Genomic DNA, 20,435 nt, shown 5'->3' with positions numbered 1-20,435 from the left:
CCGCCATGCCCCGCTTCGAGCCGAAGAATCCCGATTATCGCGCGGTCGCGACCGATACGTTCACGCGCCAGCGCGCGATGCAGACGCTCGGTATCTCGATCGCGCGCATGGAGCCCGGCGAAGTCGATCTCGCGATGCCCTACGCGCCGGAGTTCTGCCAGCAGAACGGCTTCGTGCATGCCGGAATCATCACCGCGGGCCTCGACAATGCCTGCGGCATCGCCGCCTTCACGCTGATGCCCGAAGGCTCCGACATCCTCACCGTGGAATTCAAGACCAACCTCTTGGCGCCGGCCCGCGGCGAGCGGTTCGTGTTCCGCGGCGTCGTGGTCAAGCCCGGCCGCACGCTGACGGTCTGCGACGGCCGCGCCTACGCGATCCAGGACGGCGTCGAGACGCTGGTCGCAACCATGAGCGGCACGCTGATGGCGCTGGCGCGGCGGGAGCCGCCGGCGACGAGCGGAGCTTCATCTCCGTCACCCTGAGGAGCCGCGAAGCGGCGTCTCGAAGGGTCGATGGCCCCATCGTTATGACAAAGGAGTGCGCGGGCATATCCGGGCCGTGCATCCTTCGAGGCTCGCAAGAGCTCGCGCCTCAGGATGACGGTGCTGAGAGGAGGCGCATTGACAAGGTCCCGCCACACCGACCTGATAGGCGGATGCGTCGCGTGAGCTTCCTGCCATGATCGCCAGCCTCAGCCTGATCCTGCTCTGCCAGCTGGTCGGCGAGGTCGCCGTGCGCGCGCTGGCGGTACCGGTGCCGGGTCCGGTGGTTGGCCTCGTGCTGCTGCTGTTGCTGCTGTTGGCGCGCGACCGCTTTCCGGCGCTGGCGCGCGGGCCGCTCGGCGATGACGGCGTCGAGAGCGCGAGCCGCGGCATGCTCGCCAACCTCTCGCTGCTGTTCATTCCGGCCGGCGTCGGCGTGGTGCAGAAGCTCGATCTGCTCGCCGAGCACGGCATCGCGGTCCTGGTGATCCTCGCGGTGTCGGTCATCGTCACCCTGCTGGCGACGGTTGCGACCTTCGTTGCGGCGAGCAGTTTGTTGTCGCGCGAGGAGGAGCGGCCGTGAGCGACAATCCCTTTTCGCTCTGGGTCTATCTCTCGCAGTCGCCGCTGCTCTGGCTGACGGTGACGCTGTTGACCTATGCGGTGGCCGACGCGGTGTCGCTGAAGACGAGGCGGCACCCGCTCGCCAATCCCGTGCTGCATTCGGTGTGGATCATCGGCGTGTTCCTGCTGCTGACCGGGACCACCTTCACCACCTATTTTGCCGGCGCGCAGTTCGTGCACTTCCTGCTCGGGCCGGCGACGGTGGCGCTCGCGGTGCCGCTCTACGAGAACCGCAGGCGGGTCGCGGCGGCGATCCTGCCGATGCTGGTTGCGCTCGCGATCGGCTCGCTGACCGCGATCGTCTCGGTGGTGCTGCTGGCGCAGGCGTTCGGGCTGCCGCGCGACGTCATCCTGTCGCTGGCGCCGAAATCGGTCACCGCCGGCGTTGCGATGGGCATTAGCGAATCCCTGCATGCCGATCCCTCGCTGACCGCGGTGTCGGTGATCCTCACCGGCATCATGGGGGCGATCATCGTCACGCCCCTGATGAACTTCACCGGCATCACCGACTTTCGCGCCCGCGGCTTTGCGGCGGGCATCGCCGCCCATGGCATCGGCACCGCGCGCGCCTTCCAGGTCGACGAGGTCGCCGGCGTGTTTGCCGGGATCGCGATGAGCCTGAATGCGCTGGTCACCTCGCTGCTGGTGCCGCTGGCTGTGACATATCTGCTGCGCTAATCCCGGCTGCAGGGCAGTTTTGTGCTATTGGTATGGCGTTGAGCAGCAAATCCTTCTAGGGTCGCCGCCTCAAACGCGAGTCTGTTCCCCTTGGTGTTCTCCGCAACTCAAAGCATGCTTGGGCTGGCATCGGGCATGCTGGTCGGTTTTTCGCTGGGCCTGGTCGGCGGTGGCGGCTCGATCCTTGCCGTGCCGCTGATGGTCTATGTGGTCGGCGTGCCGGAGCCCCATGTCGCGATCGGCACCTCGGCGATCGCGGTCGCGGCCAACGCGGCGGTCAATCTCTCCAACCACGCCCGCGGCGGCACCGTGATCTGGTCCTGCGCGCTGGTGTTCGCGCTGTCGGGCATGCTGGGCGCGTTCGGCGGCTCGATCCTCGGCAAGATGCTGGAGGGGCAGAAGCTGCTCGCGCTGTTCTCGCTGGTGATGCTGGTCATCGCGGGCCTGATGCTGAAGAATCGCGCGCGGATCGGGCTGACCGACGTCAAGATCTCGATGTCCAACATGCCCGCGATCATCGGCCTCGGACTTGCCACCGGAACCATGTCCGGCTTCTTCGGCATCGGCGGCGGCTTCCTGATCGTGCCGGCCCTGATGCTGGCGACCGGGATGCCGATCATGAACGCCGTGAGTTCCTCGCTGGTCGCCGTCACCGCCTTCGGCATGACCACGGCCCTGAGCTATGCGTGGTCCGGGCTGGTGTCGTGGGGCCTGGCGGGGCTATTCGTCGCCGGCGGCATCGCGGGCGGCCTGCTCGGCACAAACAGCGCCCGCCACCTGTCGGAACGGCGCGGCGCGCTGAATATCGTGTTTGCGACTGTGATTATCGTGGTGGCGATCTATATGCTGCTGCGTAACATCAATGTGTCCTGAACGTAGAAGGGCGAAGTGCCCTTGCGAAAGCCAGCCATGACCCAACTGACGAAATCGCCCCTGATCAACGCCGGTGCCACCCGCCGCGGCGCGCTCGGCCTGATCGGTGCCGGCATCGCGCTCATGGCCGGGGGAGCCGCGCGCGCCGAGGACGACAATGTCCTGACCGAGGAGCAGGTGCTGCGCGATCCGGATATTCCGGTGATCGGCAATCCGAAGGGCGACATCACCATCGTCGAATGGTTCGATTACAACTGCCCGTATTGTCGCAAGCTTGCGCCGGAACTGCGCCAGGTGGTGCAGGACGACGGCAAGGTCCGCCTCGTGCTGAAGGATTGGCCGATCCTCGGGCCGGTCTCCAAGGTCGCGGCGCGGATGGCGCTGGCGGCGAAGTACCAGGACAAGTTCGACGTCGCGCATGAGGCGATGATCTCGGTCAATTCGCGCATCACCGAGCCGCGCATCGCCGAATTGCTCTCGGGCGCCGGCCTCGACATGGACCGGCTGAAGAAGGATCACGACGCTAACGCCAAGACGATCGACGCGATCCTTTCGCGCAACAACGAGCAGGCGCTGGCGTTCGGCTTCAACGGCACGCCGTCGTTTATCGTCGGTAAGTACCGCGTGCCGGGCGTGCTCAGCATGGATCAGTTCGAGCAGGTGATCGCCGACGCCCGCAAGGCCAATATGGGCCGCAAGACCGAGCAGAATTGATCGCGCTTCCCGCGACGAAAATGGCCTCTCCGGCGCCGGAGAGGCCATCTGCTTTTGTGTCGGCTTGAAAGCAATCGTTACTTCGCTGCGATCTTGTCCCACTGCTCGCGGGTGCGCGTCTTCAGCAGGTTCCAGTCATGCGCCGCGACGTCCCAATTGACGATGGTGCGCGTGTCCTGCGCCACCTCGCCATTGGCGACGCTCGATGTCCGCATCGAGTCATAGACATAAACGCCGCATATCAGCAGCAGCGCGCCCAAAATCATGCCGAAAAAGGTCCGCATCGCTTAATCCCTCCGGTGTCGGAAGCATAACGTTGTGGGGCTCGGAGTGGTTCCGGCGATCGATCAGCTGCGCGCGAACGCCCGCATCACGTAATCGATGAACACGCGCACGCGCGGCGAGAGCTGGCGGTTGCGCGGATAGAGCAGGTTTACCGGCACCGATGGCGGCGGACATTGCTGGAGCACCGGGACCAGCGTTCCGTTGGCAAGATCGGTTTCGGCATGGAAGCGCGGCACCTGCACGAGGCCGAGACCGAGTTTGGCGCTCGCCAGATAACTCTCGGGGCCGGTCACCGACATCGGCGCCGGCAGCGGAAATTGTTTCAGCACGCCGTCGATCACGAACTCCATCGGCCGCAGGCGTCCGGTCGTCAGCGAGCGGATACCGATCATGCGATGGCCGTCGAGCGCGAACGGGTCGACCGGCGTGCCGAAGCGCGCAAGGTAATCCGGCGTCGCGCAAGTCAGCCGCTCCAGCATCGTGACCTGCCGCGCGATCATGTCGCTGTCGGGCAGCTTGCCGAAGCGCAGCACGCAGTCGACCCCTTCGCGGATCAGATCGACCCAGCGGTCGCTCTCGCTCATGTTGATCTCGATGTCGGGATACTCGGCGAGGAAGCCCGGCAGGTTCGGCAGCAGGAAGTGCCGCGCCAGCGTGCCCTGCACCTCGAGCCGCAGCAGTCCCTTCGGCCGCGCGCCGCCGAACGCACCCTCGGCGTCTTCGAGGTCGGCGATCAGCGACAGGCAGCGGCGGTAGTGCGCCTCGCCGTCGAGCGTCGGGCGCACCGTGCGCGTGGTGCGCTCGAGCAGCCGCACGCCAAGCCGCGCCTCCAGGCCCTTCACCGCGTCCGTTACCGTCGAGCGCGGCAGCCCCAGATCGTCGGCGGCGAGCGAAAAGCTGCGCCGCTCGACCACCCGGGCGAACACGCGCATCGCGTCGAAACGGTCCATCTATTATCCGGAAATCGCGAATAGTGATGCCAGAAGATGCATGATTATCCGGAAGATGCCAAGGCGTAGCGTCCTCCCATCGAACGCGGCGCGGCCGCACAACCCGATGGGAGACTGAAATGATCAACCAAACCAATAAGGTAGCTCTGGTGACGGGTGCCTCGCGCGGGATCGGCGCGGCGGTTGCCGAACGCCTCGCGAAGGATGGCTTCACCGTCGTCATCAACTACTCCGGCGACGCCGAGCCGGCGCAGGCGGTGGCCGACAGGATCGAGGCCGCCGGTGGCCGGGCACTGACCGCGAAGGCCGATGTCAGCGATGCCAGCGCGGTGCGCGGCATGTTCGACGCGGCGGAAGCCGCCTTCGGCGGCGTCGACGTGCTGGTCAACAATGCCGGCATCATGAAGCTCGGCAAGATCGCCGACAGCGACGATGCCGCGTTCGACCAGCAGGTCGCGGTCAATTTGAAGGGCAGCTTCAACACCATGCGCGAGGCGGCGCGCCGGCTGCGCAACGGCGGACGCATCGTCAACTTCTCGACCAGCGTCGTCGGCACCAGGCTCGAGACCTACGGCATCTATGTCGCGACCAAGGCCGCGATCGAGTCGTTGACCGCGATCCTGTCCAAGGAGTTGCGCGGCCGCGGCATCACCGTGAATGCCGTCGCGCCCGGGCCGACCGCGACCGATCTGTTCCTGCACGGCAAGTCGGACGAGCTGATCGACCGCTTCGCCAAGATGGTCCCGCTGGAGCGGCTCGGCACGCCCGATGACATCGCCTCTGTCGTGTCGTTCCTCGCCGGCCCCGACGGCTCCTGGATCAACGGCCAGACCTTGCGCGCCAATGGCGGCCTGGTCTGACGCCCGAACATCTCCAACCCAACGCGCGTTTAACCGACTTCACAGGGATATTTGTCATGAAACAGGTCATCGTCATCACCGGCGCTTCGAGTGGCTTCGGCCGCCTCACCGCCAACGCGCTCGCCAGGGCCGGCCACACCGTCTACGCCTCGATGCGCCATACCACCGGCCGCAATGCCGCCGCGGTCGCTGATATCGAGGAGTTCGCACGCGACAACAAGGTCGACCTGCGCTCGCTCGAGCTCGATGTCGGTTCGCAGGCGTCGGTCGATGCGGCGCTTGCGCAGATCGTCGCCGAGGAAGGCCGCCTCGACGTCGTGATGCACAATGCCGGCCACATGGTGTTCGGCCCGGCGGAGGCGTTCACGCCCGAGCAGCTTGCCGAGCTCTACGACGTCAACGTGCTCTCGACCCAGCGCGTCAATCGCGCGGCGCTGCCGCAGCTGCGCAAGCAGGGCAGGGGTCTCGTGGTCTGGGTGTCGAGCAGCTCTTCGGCCGGCGGCACGCCGCCCTATCTCGCGCCGTATTTCGCGGCCAAGGCCGGCATGGACGCGATGGCCGTGATCTATGCCCGCGAGCTGTCGCGCTGGGGCATCGAGACCTCGATCATCGTGCCCGGCGCCTTCACCGGCGGCACCAACCACTTTGCGCATTCCGGCCGTCCCGCCGACGAAGCGCGCGTCGCCGAATATGAGGCCGGTCCCTATGGCGGCTTCGGCGAGGAGATCATGAAGGCGTTCGCGGCGATCGTGCCCGAGGATGCCGACGCCTCGTCGGTCGCAGACGCGATCGTGAACGTGGTCGACACGCCGTTCGGCAAGCGGCCGTTCCGCGTCCACATCGATCCGACCCAGGATGGTGCCGAGGTTGCATTCGCTGTGATCGACCGCGTCCGCAACGAGATGTTGCACCGGGTCGGCTTCTCCGACCTGCTCAAGCCGCGGGTGAACGGGTAACTCCGCGCCTTTCACCGTCATCCTGAGGCGCGAGCGGAGCGAGCCTCGAAGGATGCACGGCCCCGATGCAGCCGCGCGGCCGCAGCGGGGCCGTCGACCCTTCGAGACGCGCTTCGCGCTCCTCAGGGTGACGGGGAGAGAGTCCTTTAAGTGCCGTTGCTCTCATTCACCATTCAGCCACTGCATGATCTCCGCATTGATCTCGCGCGGATAGGTGTGGCTGAGATCGTCGATCTCGCGATAGGTCACCTTGGCGCCGGCGGCCGACAGCAGGCCTTGCGTCTGCCGCGCGGTCTGCACCGGAAACATCCAGTCGAGCCGGCCGTGGGTGATGAAGATCGGCAAGCCGCGCAGCCGCTCCGCGTCGGCGATTTCCGCCATCAGCGGATGGAAGGTCGCGGCAACGGGCGCAAGATGCGTGAAGCGCGAGGCGCCGTCGAGCCCGCTCACATAGCTGAAGGTGCCGCCGTCGCTCATGCCGGTCAGCAGCATGCGCGTCTCGTCGATCTTCAAGCGCGCGCACACCTGGTCGAGGATGCGGTTGAGGTTTGGCGTGTCGCTGTCCTCGCCCATCAGCGCCCAGGTCTGGCCGGTCGCGGTCGGCGCCACCAGGATGGCGCCGCGGCTGCGCGCATCGCGCAGCCAGCTCCACAGGAAGCCGCGGCCGTTGCCGCTGCCGCCATGCAGCGCCATCACCAGCGGCCAGGCGCGATCGGGCGTGTAGTATTCCGGCACGTATATCGAGAAGCCGCCGCGGCTGCCCGGCTCGTTGCGCTCGTGGAAGATGCCGGTGTCGGCGTTGGGCTTGGCGGCGAGCTTCGCCTGCAGCTCGGTATTCTCGCGCAGATCGGGCGCGATGAAGAAACCGCTGACCGGCGGTAGCTCGGTCAAGGGATAGAGCGCCTCCTGCGCCCGCGGCAGATAGCGCAGCGCGCGGAACACGCTGACCAGATCGCCTTCGCCGTTCTGCACCGCGCGCAGCCCCGCATAGCCTGACAGCGCCGGTTCGATCGCGGTTTCCAGCGCGGTCTTGATATGCGCGAATTTCTCCGGCCAATCGGCAAGCCGCGGCCGCACCGCCTGCAAGGCCTCCTCGGGCTCGCCCGCGATCTGCATCACGCGATCGAAGTCCGGCGGGTTGAGGTTGCGGGCGACGAAGGACAGCGACTCCAGCGTCTGCAGCAGCGGCGGCAGCACGGCCACGATGTCGTCAACCACCGCCTCGCTCATCGCTGCTGTCCTTTGATGGTTAGAGCTTGAAGAGGAGAGCTTGATTCGCGGCCGCAGACGCACTGCAGGCGAGAACCTTTGCATGGAAAGAGCCCCCACCCGCATTGCATCTGCGATGCAATGCGACCTACCCCGCAAGCGGGAGAGGTGAAGGGAAAGGGATCGGTCCGAGGATCATCAATGCAGCCGCGGCGCCTTCAACAGCTTTATGCGGTCGATCGAGGTCAGCGTGACGTCGAAGGTGACGCCCTCGTGATAGATGGTCAGCGGCACGTCGACGCCGGCCGCGCCGAGCGACCAGAGCTTGCGGTAGAAGCCGGCCTGGCTCGTCACCTTGTCGCCGTCGACCGCGAGGATCACGTCGCCGGTCTTCAGTTCGGCGCGCGCCGCCGGTCCCTTGCTGGCGACGCCGACCACCACGAGGCGGTTGTCGATCTCGGTCGTGAACATGCCGAGCCACGGCCGCGCAGGCTTGTCGACCCGGCCGAACTTGCGCAAATCGTCCAGCACCGGATTGAGCAGATCGATCGGCACGATCATGTTGACATGCTCGGCGTGGCCCGAGCGCTCGCGTTCGAGCTGCAGCGAGCCGATGCCGATCAGCTCGCCGGCATTGTTGATCAGTCCGGTGCCGCCCCAGTTCGGATGCGACGGAGAGGTGAAGATCGCCTCGTCCAGCAGATACTCCCAGTAGCCGGCGAATTCCTGCTTCGCCGCGATCTGGCTTGCGACCGAGCGCGTGCGGCCGCCGGCGCCGCCGAGCACCACATTGTCGCCGACCTGCGTCGCCGCGGACGAGCCGATCCGCAGCGGTTCGAGATCGAGCCGGCCGAGCGCCTGCACCAGGCCGAAGCCGGATTCGAAATCGAAGCCGAGCGCGTGGCCCTCGACTGCGCGGCCGTCGCCGAGATGCAGCCACACCGTGGCGGCTTCGGTGATCAGATAGCCGATCGTCAGCACCAGCCCGTCGTCGATCAGGACGCCATTGCCGGCGCGCTCGGTGCCGAGCGTCTCGGCGCTGAAAGCATCCGGCGGAATGATCGAATGCAGCCCGACCACACTCATCAGCGCGCGATCGAGATCGTAGCGGTAATCTTCGGGGCGAGGCTGAAAGGCCGCGGGCACTTTCCATTCGGTCGTGGAGGGCATCAAGGGATCTCCTGGCGTGCAGGGCGCTGGAACCTCAAGGTAGACCGAGGTTCTGCCGGCAGGGAAGATGGAATGATATACCTTGCAGGGCCGCCTGCACAGCTCATGTGGCGTGCAGACCTGCCCCTCGCAAGATAATTGAACCTATTCGGTTTTTGCCGCACGCGCCGGCATGATGCGGAAGGCACGGTTGTCCTTGATCCACGAGGCGCGCTCGTCGCGCAGCATGGTGCGGCGGACCTTTCCGGAATCGTCGCGCGGCGCGATGCCGACGCGCTCGAAACTTTCCGGATGCTTGTAGCGGCTGAGCCGGTCCTTCAGGAAATCGCCCATGCCGTCGGCGATCGCTTGTGCATCGGCGCTGTCGGCGAGCTCGAGGATCGCATGCACGCGCTGGCCGAATTCCGGATCGGGCAGTCCGACCACGACGCAGGAGCGCACCTCGGGATGCTCGCTGACCGCGGCCTCGACCTCGGCCGGATAGATGTTGGCGCCGCCGCGCAGCACCATGTCGGCGAGCCGGTCGCCGAGATAGAGATAGCCCTCTTCATCGAGCCGGCCGATATCGCCGAGCGACTCCCAGCCGTCCGGCCGCCGCTTCGGCGTTGCGCCGAGATAGTGATAGGTCGAGCCGGCGCCGTCATTGGGCAGGAAATAGATTTCGCCGGTCTCGCCGGGCGCGACGTCGTTGCCGTCCTCGCCGATGACGCGCAGCTTCGCGGTCTCGCCGATCTTGCCGACCGAGCCCTTGTGCGCCATCCATTCGGTGCCCGAGATCACGCAGGCGCCCTGTCGCTCGGTGCCGCCATAGAGCTCCCAGATCCGCTCGGGGCCGAGCCATTCGATCCATTTCTCCTTCAGCCAGGGCGGCATCGGAGCTGCCATGTGAAACACGATGTTCAGGCTGGAGACGTCGTAGCGGTTACGCACCTCCTCGGGCAGCGCCCAGATCCGGTGCATCATTGTCGGCACGAAATTCACCCACTGCACGCGCTCGCGCTCGATCAGCCGCAGCGTCTCCTCGGCGTCGAACTTCACCATGCCGGTGACCCTTCCGCCCCCGAACAGCGCAAAGTGCGAGAGGATGAATGGCGCATTGTGATAGAGCGGCCCTGGATTGAGCAGCGAGGTGTCGCGCGCAATGCCAAGCGTCGCCTCGGCCGTGGTCTCGATCACCGCGGGGTTGTGATCGAGGATCACCTTCGGCCGTCCGGTCGAGCCGCCGCTCGTCATCGCCTTCCAATAGCGCGCGACCGGCGCATCGAGCGGCTCCCCGGAGAATCCATCCGGCACGAAATTCACCGGCAGCGAATTCGGCGCATTCCAGTCGGACTCGCCGCCGACCACCAGCGACGGTTTCAGAATCTCGAGCACCGCGGCGGCCTCGCCGCGCGGCAGTCGCCATGACAGCGAGGTCGGCGTCGCGCCGCACTTCCACACCGCGAAGGTCGTCTCGAAGAACGCGTTGCTGTTGGGCAGCCCGATCGCGACGAAGTCGCCGGGCTTGACGCCCTTGGCGGCGAAGGCGCGGGCCCGTGCATTGGCGCGGCGCTCGAGCTCGAGCCAGGTCAACGCATCCGCGCCATGACTGATGGCGATCGCATCCGTGGGCTTGCGTTCGGCATACCAGCGCGGCACGTCGGCGAGGGGGATCAGCATGGGTCGTTTCCGTCGGAAAAGGCGGCTTGAAGCGCTCTTGTTGCAGGGATGTGGCCAAGGCCACAGCCGCCACTTCACCAACAGTGCGGTCTCCGTGTCAAGCCGATGGCTGCCGACGCGGCCGGTATCCCGCTGATGGAATTGTAGAATCCCTGTTCGCTAAAAGCCCCGTCAAGATTCCGGTAAAGTTCAAGCGATCGCGCTAAGCCGGACTTTACGGGGGGCCGGCATTGTGGCCGCTGCGGTTCTGTGCCGGGCGCGTCGATCGACGTGCGCGGTGTGCAATGTATTTCAAGGACGAATGCCTTCAAGGACCAACGGCTTCAAGGACGGCGACGATGGCGAGCAATGGAGCACGGATCAAGGTCAGTCGCGAGCCGCGGCGCCAGCTCAACAATCGTGCGGCGTGGATCACGGTCGGTGATGGCGCGACCGAGCGCGAATGCGCCGTGGTCGACATCTCGCCCGGCGGCGCCAAGATCACGACCGAGGTCGAGTTCGAGGTGAAGGACCGCCTCGCGCTGACCCTGCTCGCCGATCATGCCAAGCGCTACCCTTGCGAGGTGGTCTGGCGTCGCGGCAAGACCTATGGGCTCAAATTCGTGACCGCGGAGGTCGAGCCGGTTGAACCGGCCGCGGAGCCGGCCGGCGCGATCTAGCGCAGCGTTCATCAATCAATGTTCGAATGGACGTTCGGCGCAGACCATCGCCGATCGCATCGGCCGCGCGTTCACGCCAGAATTTCTAACGCAAGCTTGGCTCACGTCATCGCCGCTGCGGGTTGTCGGCATTGCCGGTGGTGCCGGTCGGGCCTCCTGGAAGCGCCGGTGCGGCGCTGCCGCCGCCGGTGCCGGAAGACGGTGCGACGCGCTGGCCGGACTGGGTCGGGAGCGCAGTGCCGCCGACGCCGTTCGACGGCGCGGCGCGGTCGCCTGGCCTCGGCGGCAGCGGGGTGCCGCCGGTGTTCTGCGCGAGAAGCTGGGCCGGTGCGAGGATGAGGCCGGCGGCGATGATGATGGCGAATTTGGTCTTGAGCATGCGCAGGTCCGAGATGGCGCGGTGAGGCTGGGGCATACGCACAGCCGCGACGGAGACGAGATATCCGCCAAGCCCGCGAGATTGCGATACCAACATAACGCCAGCCGCATTTGATGCGTTCCCGAACGCCTCGCCAGGACGAAGCAAATATCCGTGTAATGAACGGTCTCCACCGATCGCGGCGACGCCTCGCCGGTGTTGCGGATCTTTCGACATGAAGTTTGGGCATTCATGTCGCGAGAATGCGGATGTGTGACTCACAGACCTCGCCACACACTCAATGTCGTCCTGGCGAAAGCCAGGACCCATTACCCCAAATCTCAATTGCTGCGCGACGCTGGGGCCGCGATCCCGTTCATCATCAAGTGCGGTGGCTATGGATCCTGGCTTTCGCCAGGACGACGATCGTGTGTGGCATCCGCACCGTCATCGCCCGGCTCGCCGCCTCCGCATGCGCGGGTGACGACACCGCGCTGTTTGACATCTTGAATTGCAACCCATCCTCACCGTCGTCCTGGCGAAAGCCAGGACCCATTACCCCAAATCCCAATTGTTGCGCGACGCTGGGGCCGCGATCCCGTTCATCATCAAATGCGGTGGTTATGGGTCCTGGCTTTCGCCAGGACGACGAACGGATAGTGTCGTGTGCCCGTCCCACGGGTTCACGCAAACACAGTCGAGCCCGGCAATGACGACTGGTTGGCCGGACGCCGTCGTCCTAGCGTTCCGTCAGCTTCAGCTCGATGCGGCGGTTGCGCTTGTAGGCGTCTTCGGTCTGTGCGGTGTCGAGCGGCTGGAATTCGGCGAAGCCTGCGGCGACCAGACGCTGCGCCGGCACGCCGAGCGAGACCAGGTACTGCACCACCGAGATCGCGCGCGCCGAGGACAATTCCCAGTTCGACTTGAACAGCGGACTGTTGATCGGCCGCACGTCGGTGTGGCCGTCGACGCGCAGCACCCAGGCGATCTCGGGTGGGATCTGCTTGTCGAGATCGATCAGCGCGCTCGCGACCGTTTCGAGCTCGGTCTTGCCCTCGGGCAGCAGCGTCGCCTGGCCGGTGTCGAAGAACACTTCCGACTGGAACACGAAGCGGTCGCCGACGACGCGGATATCGGGACGGTTGCCGAGGATCGCACGCAGCCGGCCGAAGAATTCCGAGCGGTATTTCGACAGTTCCTGTACCCGCTGCGCCAGCGCGACATTGAGGCGCTGGCCGAGATCGGCGATGCGGTTCTGCGATTCCTTGTCGCGTTTCTCGGAGGCGTCGAGCGCCTCTTCGAGCGCGGCGAGCTGGCGGCGCAGCGCGCTGATCTGCTGGTTCAGCAGCTCGATCTGCGCCAGCGCGCGCGACGATACGGCCTTCTCGGACTCCAGCGCCTTGTTGAGCTCGTTGGCGCGGCCCTGCGCGTCGCTGCCGGAACTCGCGAGCCCCTCATAGAGCCCCTTCATGCGGTCGCGCTCGCCTTCCGCGGAAGCGAGGCCGGCGCGCAGCTGCGCCACCTGGTCGTCGAGCGTCAGCTTGGAGAGCTTCTCCAGCGACAACAGGTCGTTGAGCTGGGCGATCTTGGCGGTGAGCTGTTCCAGCGCCTTGTCCTTGCCGGTGACCTCCTGCGACAGGAAGAATTGCACGACGAGGAACACCGACAGCAGGAACACGATCGACAGCACCAGCGTCGACAATGCGTCGACAAAGCCGGGCCAGTAGTTGAAGCCGGATTCGCTGCGGCGCGAGCGGGCGAGGGCCATGGGTTTCTCCTTGGGCTTGCTCCCCGGCTAGCTCTTCTCGGGCTGGCGGGCGAGGCGTTCCAGCAGCCGCTTGATCTCGCGGTTCTGCTCGCCCTGGCCGTCGGCCCATTCCCGGATCATCTGCTGCTCGGTGCGCATATGCGCAACCAGCCCCTGGATCGCCTCGGCAAGATTGGCCATCGCGGCCGTGGTGCTGCGGCCGCCGCCGCCTTCCTCAAGCGCGGTGCGGAGCCGGTCGATCGCGCCCTGCATGTTACCGGAAACGCCGGCTTCATCGCCGGAAATGCCGCGCACGGTGCCGGCGAGCCAGTCCTCAAGGTCGGTGTAGAAGCGGTTCTGGGCCTGGCTCGACTGCAGGTCGAGGAAGCCGAGGATCAGCGAGCCGGCGAGGCCGAACAGCGAGGACGAGAACGAGATGCCCATGCCGCCGAGCGGCGCGGCGAGGCCCTCCTTCAGCGTATCGAACAGCGCGCCGGAGTCGCCGCCGACCTTGAGCCCGTCGATCACCTTGCCGACCGAGCCCACCGTCTCGATCAGGCCCCAGAACGTGCCGAGCAGGCCGAGGAACACCAACAGGCCGGTCATGTAGCGCGAGATGTCGCGGGCTTCATCGAGGCGGGTTGCGATCGAATCGAGCAGATGTCGCATGGTCTGCTGCGAGATCGACATCCGCCCCGAGCGTTCGCCGCCGAGGATCGCGGCCATCGGGGCAAGCAGCGTCGGGCGGCGCTCGATCGCAAGGCCGGGATCGGCGATGCGGAAATTGTTGACCCAGGCGACCTCGGGATAGAGCCGGATCACCTGGCGGAACGCCAGGATGATGCCGATCAGCAGCACCGCCCCGATCAGGGCGTTCAGCCCCGGATTGGCAAAGAAGGCGGTGACGATCTGCTTGTACAGCACGACCCCGACCAGGCCGCAGAGCACCAGGAACACCAGCATCCGCACCAGGAAGATCCGGGGCGAGGACAGCTTGCTCAATTCGATCTCCATGTCGGAGCGGGAAGGGGGCATTGCCGGGTCATCCGTTCGCGAAGGCCGCATCTGCAAGCAATATGGCACAGCGGCCGAGTGAGGAAAGCCGATTCCAAGGGCAGCAAACAGCACCTTGGGTTGGAATCTCGTGGGCCGTTGCCGCTTTGCACGGCTTTCCGACCGCTCGCCGCATCACCATCCACAGAGCTGCGCGTCCCACCCGTCAATCGCGAGATGAGGTCGGTTTGCACGCGTCATTCGGTGAGGCGAACGCGACGCGCGGTGATTCGGTCCGATTGTCTCGGTGCGGTGAGGTGCGGCATTCCGCGCAGGCAAAATGGCGGGGTTCCCGCTCACGCAGACCTTAACGCATTCCCACAGCCTGCGATGGAACCCGCTCACAATGCGGTGACAAGGTAAAAGATGCCGTGAAATCAGGGTGATAGCGTTCTGTGACATTGAGCCGCCGAAAAACGCATTGCGTCGCAGCAAGCAGATTTTATTTTCATCGCAGCAACACGAGCGGTGTCGCCGTGACACCGCCGTTCGTTTGTTCAAACCTTTCAGGGGCGATTATCTCAATGTCTGGACTTCGCGCGCAATCGGCATGCATTGCATTGATGCTGGCCGTGACGGCGCCACTGCTTGCAGGCTGCGACGAGCCGAACACCGCAACCGCCGCTGTACAAGCACCCGAGCCGGACGTCAGTGTCGTCACCGTGAAGCCGCAGGCGCGCGCGATGCTGCGCGAGCTGCCGGGCCGCATCGCGCCGACCCGTGTTTCCGAGGTCCGCCCGCGCGTCTCGGGCATCGTCGTCAACCGCATGTTCCATCAGGGCAGCGAGGTGAAGGTCGGCGATCCCTTGTACCAGATCGATCCGCGCCCGTTCGAAGTCGAATTGCAGTCGACCGAGGCGGCGCTGGCGCGCGCCAAGGCCGTGCTCGAACAGGCCGCGCTGCAGGCCCGCCGTATCGCCACCTTGACCAGCCAGCGTGCGGCGCCGGAAGCCGAGAACGAAAAGGCGATCGCGACGCTGAAGCAGGCCGAAGCCGACGTGCAGGGCCGCGAGGCCGAAGTCGCGCGCGCCAAGCTCAATCTGGATTACGCCACGATCCGCGCGCCGATCGACGGCACCATCGGCGCTGCGCTGGTCAGCGAGGGCGCGCTCGTCGTGCAGAACGACGCCGCGAGCCTTGCGACCATCCAGCAGCTCGATCCGATCTATGCCGACTTCCAGCAGTCGGTGACCGAGATGAACCAGCTCCGTCGCGCCTTCGAGAGCGGCGATCTTGACCGCATCGCGCCCGACGCGATGAAGGTGCGGCTCGTGCTCGACGACGGCTCGATCTACCCGCTGCCGGGCAAGCTGCTGTTCTCCGACGCCAAGGTCGACGCCTATACCGGGCAGGTGACGTTGCGCGGCGAGTTCCCGAATCCGCATCGCATCCTGCTGCCGGGCATGTATGTGCGCGTGCTCATCGAGCAGGGCATCGACAGCGATGCGATTGCCGTGCCGCAGCAGGCGATCCAGCGCAATGGCGGCGGCGGCAGCGAGGTGTTCGTCGTCAAGGCCGACAATCACGTCGCGGTGCAGCCGGTGCGAACCGGCTCGCTGCAGGGTGGTTCCTGGTTCGTGACCGACGGTCTGAAAGCCGGCGACAAGGTCGTCGTCGAGGGGTTCCAGAAATTCGCCGCCGGCGACAAGGTCCGGCCGCAAGCCTGGCGCGAGGTCGACGCAGCTGCAGCACCGACGGATCCGCACCAGACCGCGCACGCAGTGCGGTGATCCGGCATGCCTAGCTTCTTCATCGACAGGCCGATCTTCGCCTGGGTCGTCGCGCTGTTCATCTGTCTGATCGGCGCGATCTCGATTCCGTTGCTCGCGGTCGCGCAATATCCGATCATCGCGCCGCCCTCGATCTCGATCTCGACCAGCTATCCCGGAGCGTCGCCGGAGAACCTCTACAACAGCGTGACGCGGCTGATCGAGGAGGAGCTCAACGGCGCCGCCAACATCCTGAACTTCGAATCGACCTCCGACTCGCTGGGCCAGGTCGAGATCATCGCCAACTTCAAGCCGGGCACCGACACCAGCCAAGCCTCGGTCGAGGTGCAGAACCGCCTCAAGCGCGTTGAGGCGCGGCTGCCGCGCGCGGTGATCCAGCAGGGCATCCTGGTCGAGGAAGCCTCGTCCGCCGTGCTGCAGATCATCACGCTGAACTCGACCGACGGCTCGCTGGATGAAGTGGGCCTCGGCGACTTCATGATCCGCAACGTGCTGGGCGAGGTGCGCCGCATCCCCGGCGTCGGCCGCGCCACGCTGTATTCGACCGAGCGGTCCTTGCGGATCTGGATCGATCCGGCCAAGCTGGTCGGCTACGGCCTGTCCGCCGACGACGTCAACAAGGCGATCACGGCGCAGAACGCCCAGGTCGCCTCCGGCAGCATCGGCGCTGAGCCGAGCACCGATACCCAGAAGATTTCCGCGCAGGTGCTGGTGAAGGGCCAGCTGTCCTCGCCCGACGAGTTCGGCGCCATCATCCTGCGCGCCAATGCCGACGGCTCGACGGTCCGCCTGCGCGACGTCGCGCGGATCGAGATCGGCGGCCTCAGCTACCAGTTCAACACCCGCCTCGACGGCAAGCCGACCGCCGGCCTCTCGGTGCTGCTGTCGCCGAAGGGCAATGCGCTGGCGACCGCGAGCGCGGTCGAAGCCAAGATGAAGGAGCTGTCGCGCTTCTTCCCGGCCAATATCTCCTACGAAATCCCCTACAACATCACGCCCGTCGTGAAGGCCTCGATCGAGAAGGTCCTGATGACGCTGGTCGAGGCGGTGGTGCTGGTGTTCATCGTGATGTTCCTGTTCCTGCAGAACATCCGCTACACCATCATCCCGACCATCGTGGTTCCCGTGGCGCTATTAGGCGCCTGCGCCACGCTGATGATCGCGGGCTTCTCGATCAACATGCTGACGATGTTCGGCATGGTGCTGGCGGTCGGCATCCTCGTCGACGACGCCATCGTCGTGGTCGAGAACGTCGAGCGCATCATGGCGGAGGAAGGCCTGCCGCCGAAGGAAGCCACCAAGAAGGCGATGTCGCAGATCACCGGCGCCATCATCGGCATTACGCTGGTGCTGATGGCGGTGTTCGTGCCGATGGCGTTCTTCCCCGGCTCGGTCGGCATCATCTACCGGCAGTTCTCGGTCACCATGGTGGCGGCGATCGCGTTCTCGGCGCTGCTCGCGCTGTCGCTGACGCCGGCGCTGTGCGCGACGCTGCTCAAGCCGGTCAAGAAGGGCCACGGCCATGCCAGCAAGGGTGTGTTCGGCTGGTTCAACCGCGTGCTCGACACCAGCCGCGCCGGCTATGTCAGCACGGTGCAGGCCGGGCTGAAGCGCACCGGCCGCCTGATGCTGATCTATCTGGTGCTGTTCGCAGGCGTCGCCTACGGCTTCGTGCGGTTGCCCGGCGGCTTCCTGCCGGTCGACGACCAGGGCTTCATCACGACCGACGTGCAGACGCCGTCGGAGTCGTCCTATGCCCGGACCGAAGCCGCGGTCGAGCAGGTCGAGAAGTATCTCAAGGACCGCGCCGGCATCGAGAACGTCACGTTCCTCACCGGCTTTAGCTTCCTCGGCCAGGGCATGAACACCGCGCAGGCCTTCATCACCCTGAAGGACTGGTCGGAGCGCGGCCCGAAGGATTCCGCCGCCGCCATCGTTGCGGACATCAACCGCGACCTGTCGTCGATCCGCGACGCCAGGATCTCGGCGTTGCAGCCGCCGCCGATCGACAACCTCGGCAACTCCTCGGGCTTCTCGTTCCGCCTGCAGGACCGCGGCCAGAAGGGTTATTCGGCGCTGATCGCCGCGTCCGATCGCCTGATTGCGGAGGCCAATGCCAGCCCGATCCTGCAGAAGGTCTATGTCGAAGGCCTGCCGCCGGCGCCGCAGGTCAATCTGATGATCGACCGCGAGAAGGCGGGCGCGTTCGGTGTCACCTTCGAGGACATCAACAACACGATCTCGACCAATCTCGGCTCGAACTACATCAACGACTTCCCGAACCGCGGGCGCATGCAGCGCGTCATCGTGCAGGCCGACAAGACCAGCCGCATGAACGCGGACGACATCCTTAACTACAACGTCAAGAACAGCCGCGGCCAGCTGGTGCCGTTCTCGGCCTTCGCCACCATCGAGTGGACGAAGGGGCCGACGCAGATCGCGGGCTTCAACTACTACCCAGCGGTGCGCATCTCCGGCGAGGCGCGGCCGGGCTTCACCTCGGGCGATGCGATCGCCGAGATGGAGCGGCTTGCCGACAAGCTGCCGCGCGGCTTCGGCTATGAATGGACCGGCCAGTCGCTGCAGGAGAAGCTGTCGGGCTCGCAGGCGCCGTTCCTGCTCGCGCTGTCGGTGCTGGTGGTGTTCCTGTTGCTCGCCGCTCTCTATGAGAGCTGGACCATTCCGCTCGCGGTGCTGCTCACCATTCCGCTCGGCATTCTCGGTGCGGTGGTGGCGGCGACGATGCGCGGGCTCTCCAACGACGTCTATTTCACCGTCGGCCTGATCACCATCATCGGCCTTGCCGCCAAGGACGCGATCCTGATCATCGAGTTCGCCAAGGATCTGCGCGCGCAGGGCAAGCCGCTGGTCGAGGCGACCATCGAGGCGTGCAGCCTCAGATTCCGGCCGATCCTGATGACCGGTCTGGCCTTCGTCTGCGGCGTGCTGCCGATGGCGATCGCGACCGGCGCCGGCGGCGCCAGCCAGCAGGCGCTCGGCACGTCAGTGATGGGCGGCATGATCGCCGTCGTGATCCTCGCGCTGCTCCTGGTGCCGGTGTTCTTCGTCAGCGTGCAGCGCGTGCTCGCCGGCGATCGCGAGACGGCGCCGGGGCAGGGTGAGGCGTACGGACCGCCCGCGCCGGCGAGGATCGGTCACTGATATCAGGGACCGACGCCGGTCAGATCAGCGGCTTGCTTTCGCACGCCGGCCAATCCAGATTGCAGCTCTGGATTGAACGGGGAGCGTTTGGGCAACCCCGGAGATTGAGGGCATGCGGTGCGGCCGAGCGATATTGCGATCTCGAATTATCGCTCGATCCGGCGGCTCTTCATGCCCATCCAGCCGCTGTCCGTCTTCGTCGGCGAGAACGGTGTCGGCAAATCCAATCTCTACAAGTCCCTGTCGCTGTTGCGCGACGCGGCAACCGGCCGGATCACGCGCACGATCTCCGACGAAGGCGGTTTGAACTCGGTCTGCTGGTCCGGACTCCGCAAACGGGGCGAGGATGGCCGTTTGCGGCTGGCGGCCAGATTCGAGCACGTCAATTACGCGATCGAGCTTGGACATCCCGGCCCGCTCGAGGCGGCATTTCCCGGCGAGCCGATGATCAAGTCCGAACGCATCGAGGCGATCCACGGCAAGCGGAAAGTCCTGATGATGGAGCGGACCAACTCGCACGTCAGCGTCCGCGGCGAGAGCGGCGCGTGGAGCGAGCACAAGGATGCGGTGCTGCCGTCGGAAACCGCGCTTGCCGATTTCGTCGACGGCAAGGCGTGCCCCGAGATCGATCTGATCCGAAACGCGCTGCAGAGCTGGCGCTTCTATCACGACTTCCGCACCGATCCGGCGTCGCCGATCCGCAAGCCCTGTCTCGCGATCACGACGCCCTCGCTGAGCGCCGATGGCAGTGACCTTGCTGCCGCGCTGGCAACGCTCAGCGCGATCAGACAGGATGCGGTCGACCTGCAGGATGCGATCGAGGATGCGTTCCCGGGCGCCGAGCTCCGGGCATGGGCGGAAAATGGACGGTGCGAATTCGAGCTGCAACAGGCGGACATGCCGCGTCCGTTCAAGGCGCACGAACTATCCGATGGGACGCTGAAATATATCTGCCTGCTCGCCGTGTTCATGGGCTATCGGCTGCCGCCGTTCATCGCGCTGAACGAGCCCGAGTCCAGCCTGCATCCATCGCTGCTGGCGCCATTGGCGAGGCTGATCGCCAAGGCATCGCGCCGCGCCGACATCTGGATCGTCACCCATTCGGAACATCTGATGGAGGCGTTGCGAAGCGAGAGCTCTGTCCCGCTGCGCCGGGTGATCAAGGCAAAGGGCGCCACGACCATCGAGGGCCTGTCCCTCGGCGGTGAATTTCGTGACAGGGAAGACGACGAGGATGACGATGACGACGACTAGATCGCGCCG

Annotated in this window: 19 protein-coding genes; 11 read left to right on the top strand and 8 right to left on the bottom strand. The window is 65.8% G+C overall.

The genetic code is table 11. The features are described from left to right. Window positions 1–5: 5 nt before the first annotated feature. The 5 genes from QJT82_RS23995 to QJT82_RS23975 all read left to right on the top strand — a co-directional run bounded on the left by QJT82_RS23995 (window position 6) and on the right by QJT82_RS23975 (window position 3,374). Window positions 6–485: a PaaI family thioesterase gene (locus QJT82_RS23995; RefSeq protein ID WP_028342567.1), complete on the top strand. Its 480-nt coding sequence runs from the start codon at window positions 6–8 to the stop codon at window positions 483–485. A 196-nt stretch (window positions 486–681) separates the two neighbouring features. Continuing rightward, window positions 682–1,068 carry a CidA/LrgA family protein gene (locus QJT82_RS23990; RefSeq protein ID WP_018269670.1) on the top strand — a complete coding sequence of 129 codons (387 nt, stop codon included), beginning with the start codon at window positions 682–684 and terminating at the stop codon, window positions 1,066–1,068. Continuing rightward, the gene (locus QJT82_RS23985) at window positions 1,065–1,787 is read left to right on the top strand and encodes an LrgB family protein (RefSeq protein ID WP_028342566.1); all 723 of its coding nucleotides are present in this window, start codon (window positions 1,065–1,067) and stop codon (window positions 1,785–1,787) included. The genes QJT82_RS23990 and QJT82_RS23985 overlap by 4 nt, the downstream gene beginning before the upstream one ends. A gap of 93 nt (window positions 1,788–1,880) precedes the next feature. Further along, window positions 1,881–2,660, top strand: coding sequence for a sulfite exporter TauE/SafE family protein (locus tag QJT82_RS23980; protein WP_028342565.1), 780 nt, complete (start codon window positions 1,881–1,883; stop codon window positions 2,658–2,660). Window positions 2,661–2,696: 36 nt separating this feature from the next. Then, window positions 2,697–3,374 carry a DsbA family protein gene (locus tag QJT82_RS23975; RefSeq protein ID WP_051447989.1) on the top strand — a complete coding sequence of 226 codons (678 nt, stop codon included), beginning with the start codon at window positions 2,697–2,699 and terminating at the stop codon, window positions 3,372–3,374. 77 nt (window positions 3,375–3,451) lie between these two features. Here QJT82_RS23975 and QJT82_RS23970 read toward each other — a convergent pair whose 3' ends face one another. Next, on the bottom strand, window positions 3,452–3,658 hold the full coding sequence (locus QJT82_RS23970; RefSeq protein WP_016841536.1) for a hypothetical protein: 207 nt from the start codon (window positions 3,656–3,658) through the stop codon (window positions 3,452–3,454). Between the two features lie 63 nt (window positions 3,659–3,721). Then, window positions 3,722–4,609: a LysR family transcriptional regulator gene (locus tag QJT82_RS23965; RefSeq protein WP_028342563.1), complete on the bottom strand. Its 888-nt coding sequence runs from the start codon at window positions 4,607–4,609 to the stop codon at window positions 3,722–3,724. A gap of 119 nt (window positions 4,610–4,728) precedes the next feature. Here QJT82_RS23965 and QJT82_RS23960 point away from each other — a divergent pair, with 119 nt between their 5' ends. Then, on the top strand, window positions 4,729–5,469 hold the full coding sequence (locus QJT82_RS23960) for an SDR family oxidoreductase (RefSeq protein ID WP_028342562.1): 741 nt from the start codon (window positions 4,729–4,731) through the stop codon (window positions 5,467–5,469). Window positions 5,470–5,525: 56 nt separating this feature from the next. Then, window positions 5,526–6,425: an SDR family oxidoreductase gene (locus QJT82_RS23955; RefSeq protein WP_028342561.1), complete on the top strand. Its 900-nt coding sequence runs from the start codon at window positions 5,526–5,528 to the stop codon at window positions 6,423–6,425. Window positions 6,426–6,587: 162 nt separating this feature from the next. Here QJT82_RS23955 and QJT82_RS23950 read toward each other — a convergent pair whose 3' ends face one another. The 3 genes from QJT82_RS23950 to QJT82_RS23940 all read right to left on the bottom strand — a co-directional run bounded on the left by QJT82_RS23950 (window position 6,588) and on the right by QJT82_RS23940 (window position 10,463). Beyond that, window positions 6,588–7,655 (bottom strand): phospholipase, encoded by a 1,068-nt coding sequence (locus QJT82_RS23950; RefSeq protein WP_028342560.1) that lies wholly within the window; start codon window positions 7,653–7,655, stop codon window positions 6,588–6,590. Window positions 7,656–7,832: 177 nt separating this feature from the next. Further along, window positions 7,833–8,804, bottom strand: a complete 972-nt coding sequence (locus QJT82_RS23945) for a S1C family serine protease (RefSeq protein ID WP_028342559.1) — start codon at window positions 8,802–8,804, stop codon at window positions 7,833–7,835. 144 nt (window positions 8,805–8,948) lie between these two features. Beyond that, on the bottom strand, window positions 8,949–10,463 hold the full coding sequence (locus tag QJT82_RS23940) for an AMP-binding protein (RefSeq protein ID WP_028342558.1): 1,515 nt from the start codon (window positions 10,461–10,463) through the stop codon (window positions 8,949–8,951). Window positions 10,464–10,801: 338 nt separating this feature from the next. Between QJT82_RS23940 and QJT82_RS23935 the strand changes: the two genes are divergently transcribed. After that, complete coding sequence (locus tag QJT82_RS23935) at window positions 10,802–11,122, top strand: PilZ domain-containing protein (RefSeq protein WP_051447988.1); 321 nt, start codon at window positions 10,802–10,804, stop codon at window positions 11,120–11,122. A gap of 106 nt (window positions 11,123–11,228) precedes the next feature. On the opposite strand, the gene QJT82_RS23930 is transcribed toward QJT82_RS23935, so the two are convergent. The 3 genes from QJT82_RS23930 to QJT82_RS23920 all read right to left on the bottom strand — a co-directional run bounded on the left by QJT82_RS23930 (window position 11,229) and on the right by QJT82_RS23920 (window position 14,262). Further along, on the bottom strand, window positions 11,229–11,501 hold the full coding sequence (locus QJT82_RS23930; protein ID WP_155258634.1) for a hypothetical protein: 273 nt from the start codon (window positions 11,499–11,501) through the stop codon (window positions 11,229–11,231). A 718-nt stretch (window positions 11,502–12,219) separates the two neighbouring features. Continuing rightward, a complete protein-coding gene (locus tag QJT82_RS23925; protein WP_028342556.1) occupies window positions 12,220–13,248 on the bottom strand; it encodes a peptidoglycan -binding protein in 1,029 nt (342 codons plus the stop codon). Window positions 13,249–13,275: 27 nt separating this feature from the next. Beyond that, window positions 13,276–14,262: a hypothetical protein gene (locus QJT82_RS23920; protein WP_028342555.1), complete on the bottom strand. Its 987-nt coding sequence runs from the start codon at window positions 14,260–14,262 to the stop codon at window positions 13,276–13,278. Between the two features lie 542 nt (window positions 14,263–14,804). Between QJT82_RS23920 and QJT82_RS23915 the strand changes: the two genes are divergently transcribed. The 3 genes from QJT82_RS23915 (at window position 14,805) to QJT82_RS23905 (ending at window position 20,426) form a co-directional block, all read left to right on the top strand. Then, entirely contained in the window at window positions 14,805–16,010 is a 1,206-nt protein-coding gene (locus tag QJT82_RS23915) for an efflux RND transporter periplasmic adaptor subunit (protein WP_141341973.1), read from the top strand. A gap of 6 nt (window positions 16,011–16,016) precedes the next feature. Continuing rightward, complete coding sequence (locus QJT82_RS23910) at window positions 16,017–19,172, top strand: multidrug efflux RND transporter permease subunit (protein WP_028342553.1); 3,156 nt, start codon at window positions 16,017–16,019, stop codon at window positions 19,170–19,172. Window positions 19,173–19,289: 117 nt separating this feature from the next. Then, complete coding sequence (locus QJT82_RS23905) at window positions 19,290–20,426, top strand: AAA family ATPase (protein WP_028342552.1); 1,137 nt, start codon at window positions 19,290–19,292, stop codon at window positions 20,424–20,426. Window positions 20,427–20,435 lie beyond the last annotated feature (9 nt).

Origin of the sequence: Bradyrhizobium sp. Mp19 (assembly GCF_029952935.1) — a bacterium.
Taxonomy (GTDB): domain Bacteria; phylum Pseudomonadota; class Alphaproteobacteria; order Rhizobiales; family Xanthobacteraceae; genus Bradyrhizobium; species Bradyrhizobium elkanii.
Note: the sequence above shows the minus strand (reverse complement) of the source record. Positions and strands in the feature narration are given on the sequence as shown.

Excerpts from the sequence above, each read along its gene's own strand:
- QJT82_RS23995 (WP_028342567.1), top strand. The coding sequence starts at position 6 with ATGCCCCGCTTCGAGCCGAAGAATCCCGATTATCGCGCGGTCGCGACC.
- QJT82_RS23990 (WP_018269670.1), top strand. The coding sequence starts at position 682 with ATGATCGCCAGCCTCAGCCTGATCCTGCTCTGCCAGCTGGTCGGCGAG.
- QJT82_RS23975 (WP_051447989.1), top strand. The coding sequence starts at position 2,697 with ATGACCCAACTGACGAAATCGCCCCTGATCAACGCCGGTGCCACCCGC.
- QJT82_RS23970 (WP_016841536.1), bottom strand. The coding sequence starts at position 3,658 with ATGCGGACCTTTTTCGGCATGATTTTGGGCGCGCTGCTGCTGATATGC.
- QJT82_RS23965 (WP_028342563.1), bottom strand. The coding sequence starts at position 4,609 with ATGGACCGTTTCGACGCGATGCGCGTGTTCGCCCGGGTGGTCGAGCGG.
- QJT82_RS23960 (WP_028342562.1), top strand. The coding sequence starts at position 4,729 with ATGATCAACCAAACCAATAAGGTAGCTCTGGTGACGGGTGCCTCGCGC.
- QJT82_RS23955 (WP_028342561.1), top strand. The coding sequence starts at position 5,526 with ATGAAACAGGTCATCGTCATCACCGGCGCTTCGAGTGGCTTCGGCCGC.
- QJT82_RS23950 (WP_028342560.1), bottom strand. The coding sequence starts at position 7,655 with ATGAGCGAGGCGGTGGTTGACGACATCGTGGCCGTGCTGCCGCCGCTG.
- QJT82_RS23945 (WP_028342559.1), bottom strand. The coding sequence starts at position 8,804 with ATGCCCTCCACGACCGAATGGAAAGTGCCCGCGGCCTTTCAGCCTCGC.
- QJT82_RS23940 (WP_028342558.1), bottom strand. The coding sequence starts at position 10,463 with ATGCTGATCCCCCTCGCCGACGTGCCGCGCTGGTATGCCGAACGCAAG.
- QJT82_RS23935 (WP_051447988.1), top strand. The coding sequence starts at position 10,802 with ATGGCGAGCAATGGAGCACGGATCAAGGTCAGTCGCGAGCCGCGGCGC.
- QJT82_RS23930 (WP_155258634.1), bottom strand. The coding sequence starts at position 11,501 with ATGCTCAAGACCAAATTCGCCATCATCATCGCCGCCGGCCTCATCCTC.
- QJT82_RS23925 (WP_028342556.1), bottom strand. The coding sequence starts at position 13,248 with ATGGCCCTCGCCCGCTCGCGCCGCAGCGAATCCGGCTTCAACTACTGG.
- QJT82_RS23920 (WP_028342555.1), bottom strand. The coding sequence starts at position 14,262 with ATGCCCCCTTCCCGCTCCGACATGGAGATCGAATTGAGCAAGCTGTCC.
- QJT82_RS23915 (WP_141341973.1), top strand. The coding sequence starts at position 14,805 with ATGTCTGGACTTCGCGCGCAATCGGCATGCATTGCATTGATGCTGGCC.
- QJT82_RS23910 (WP_028342553.1), top strand. The coding sequence starts at position 16,017 with ATGCCTAGCTTCTTCATCGACAGGCCGATCTTCGCCTGGGTCGTCGCG.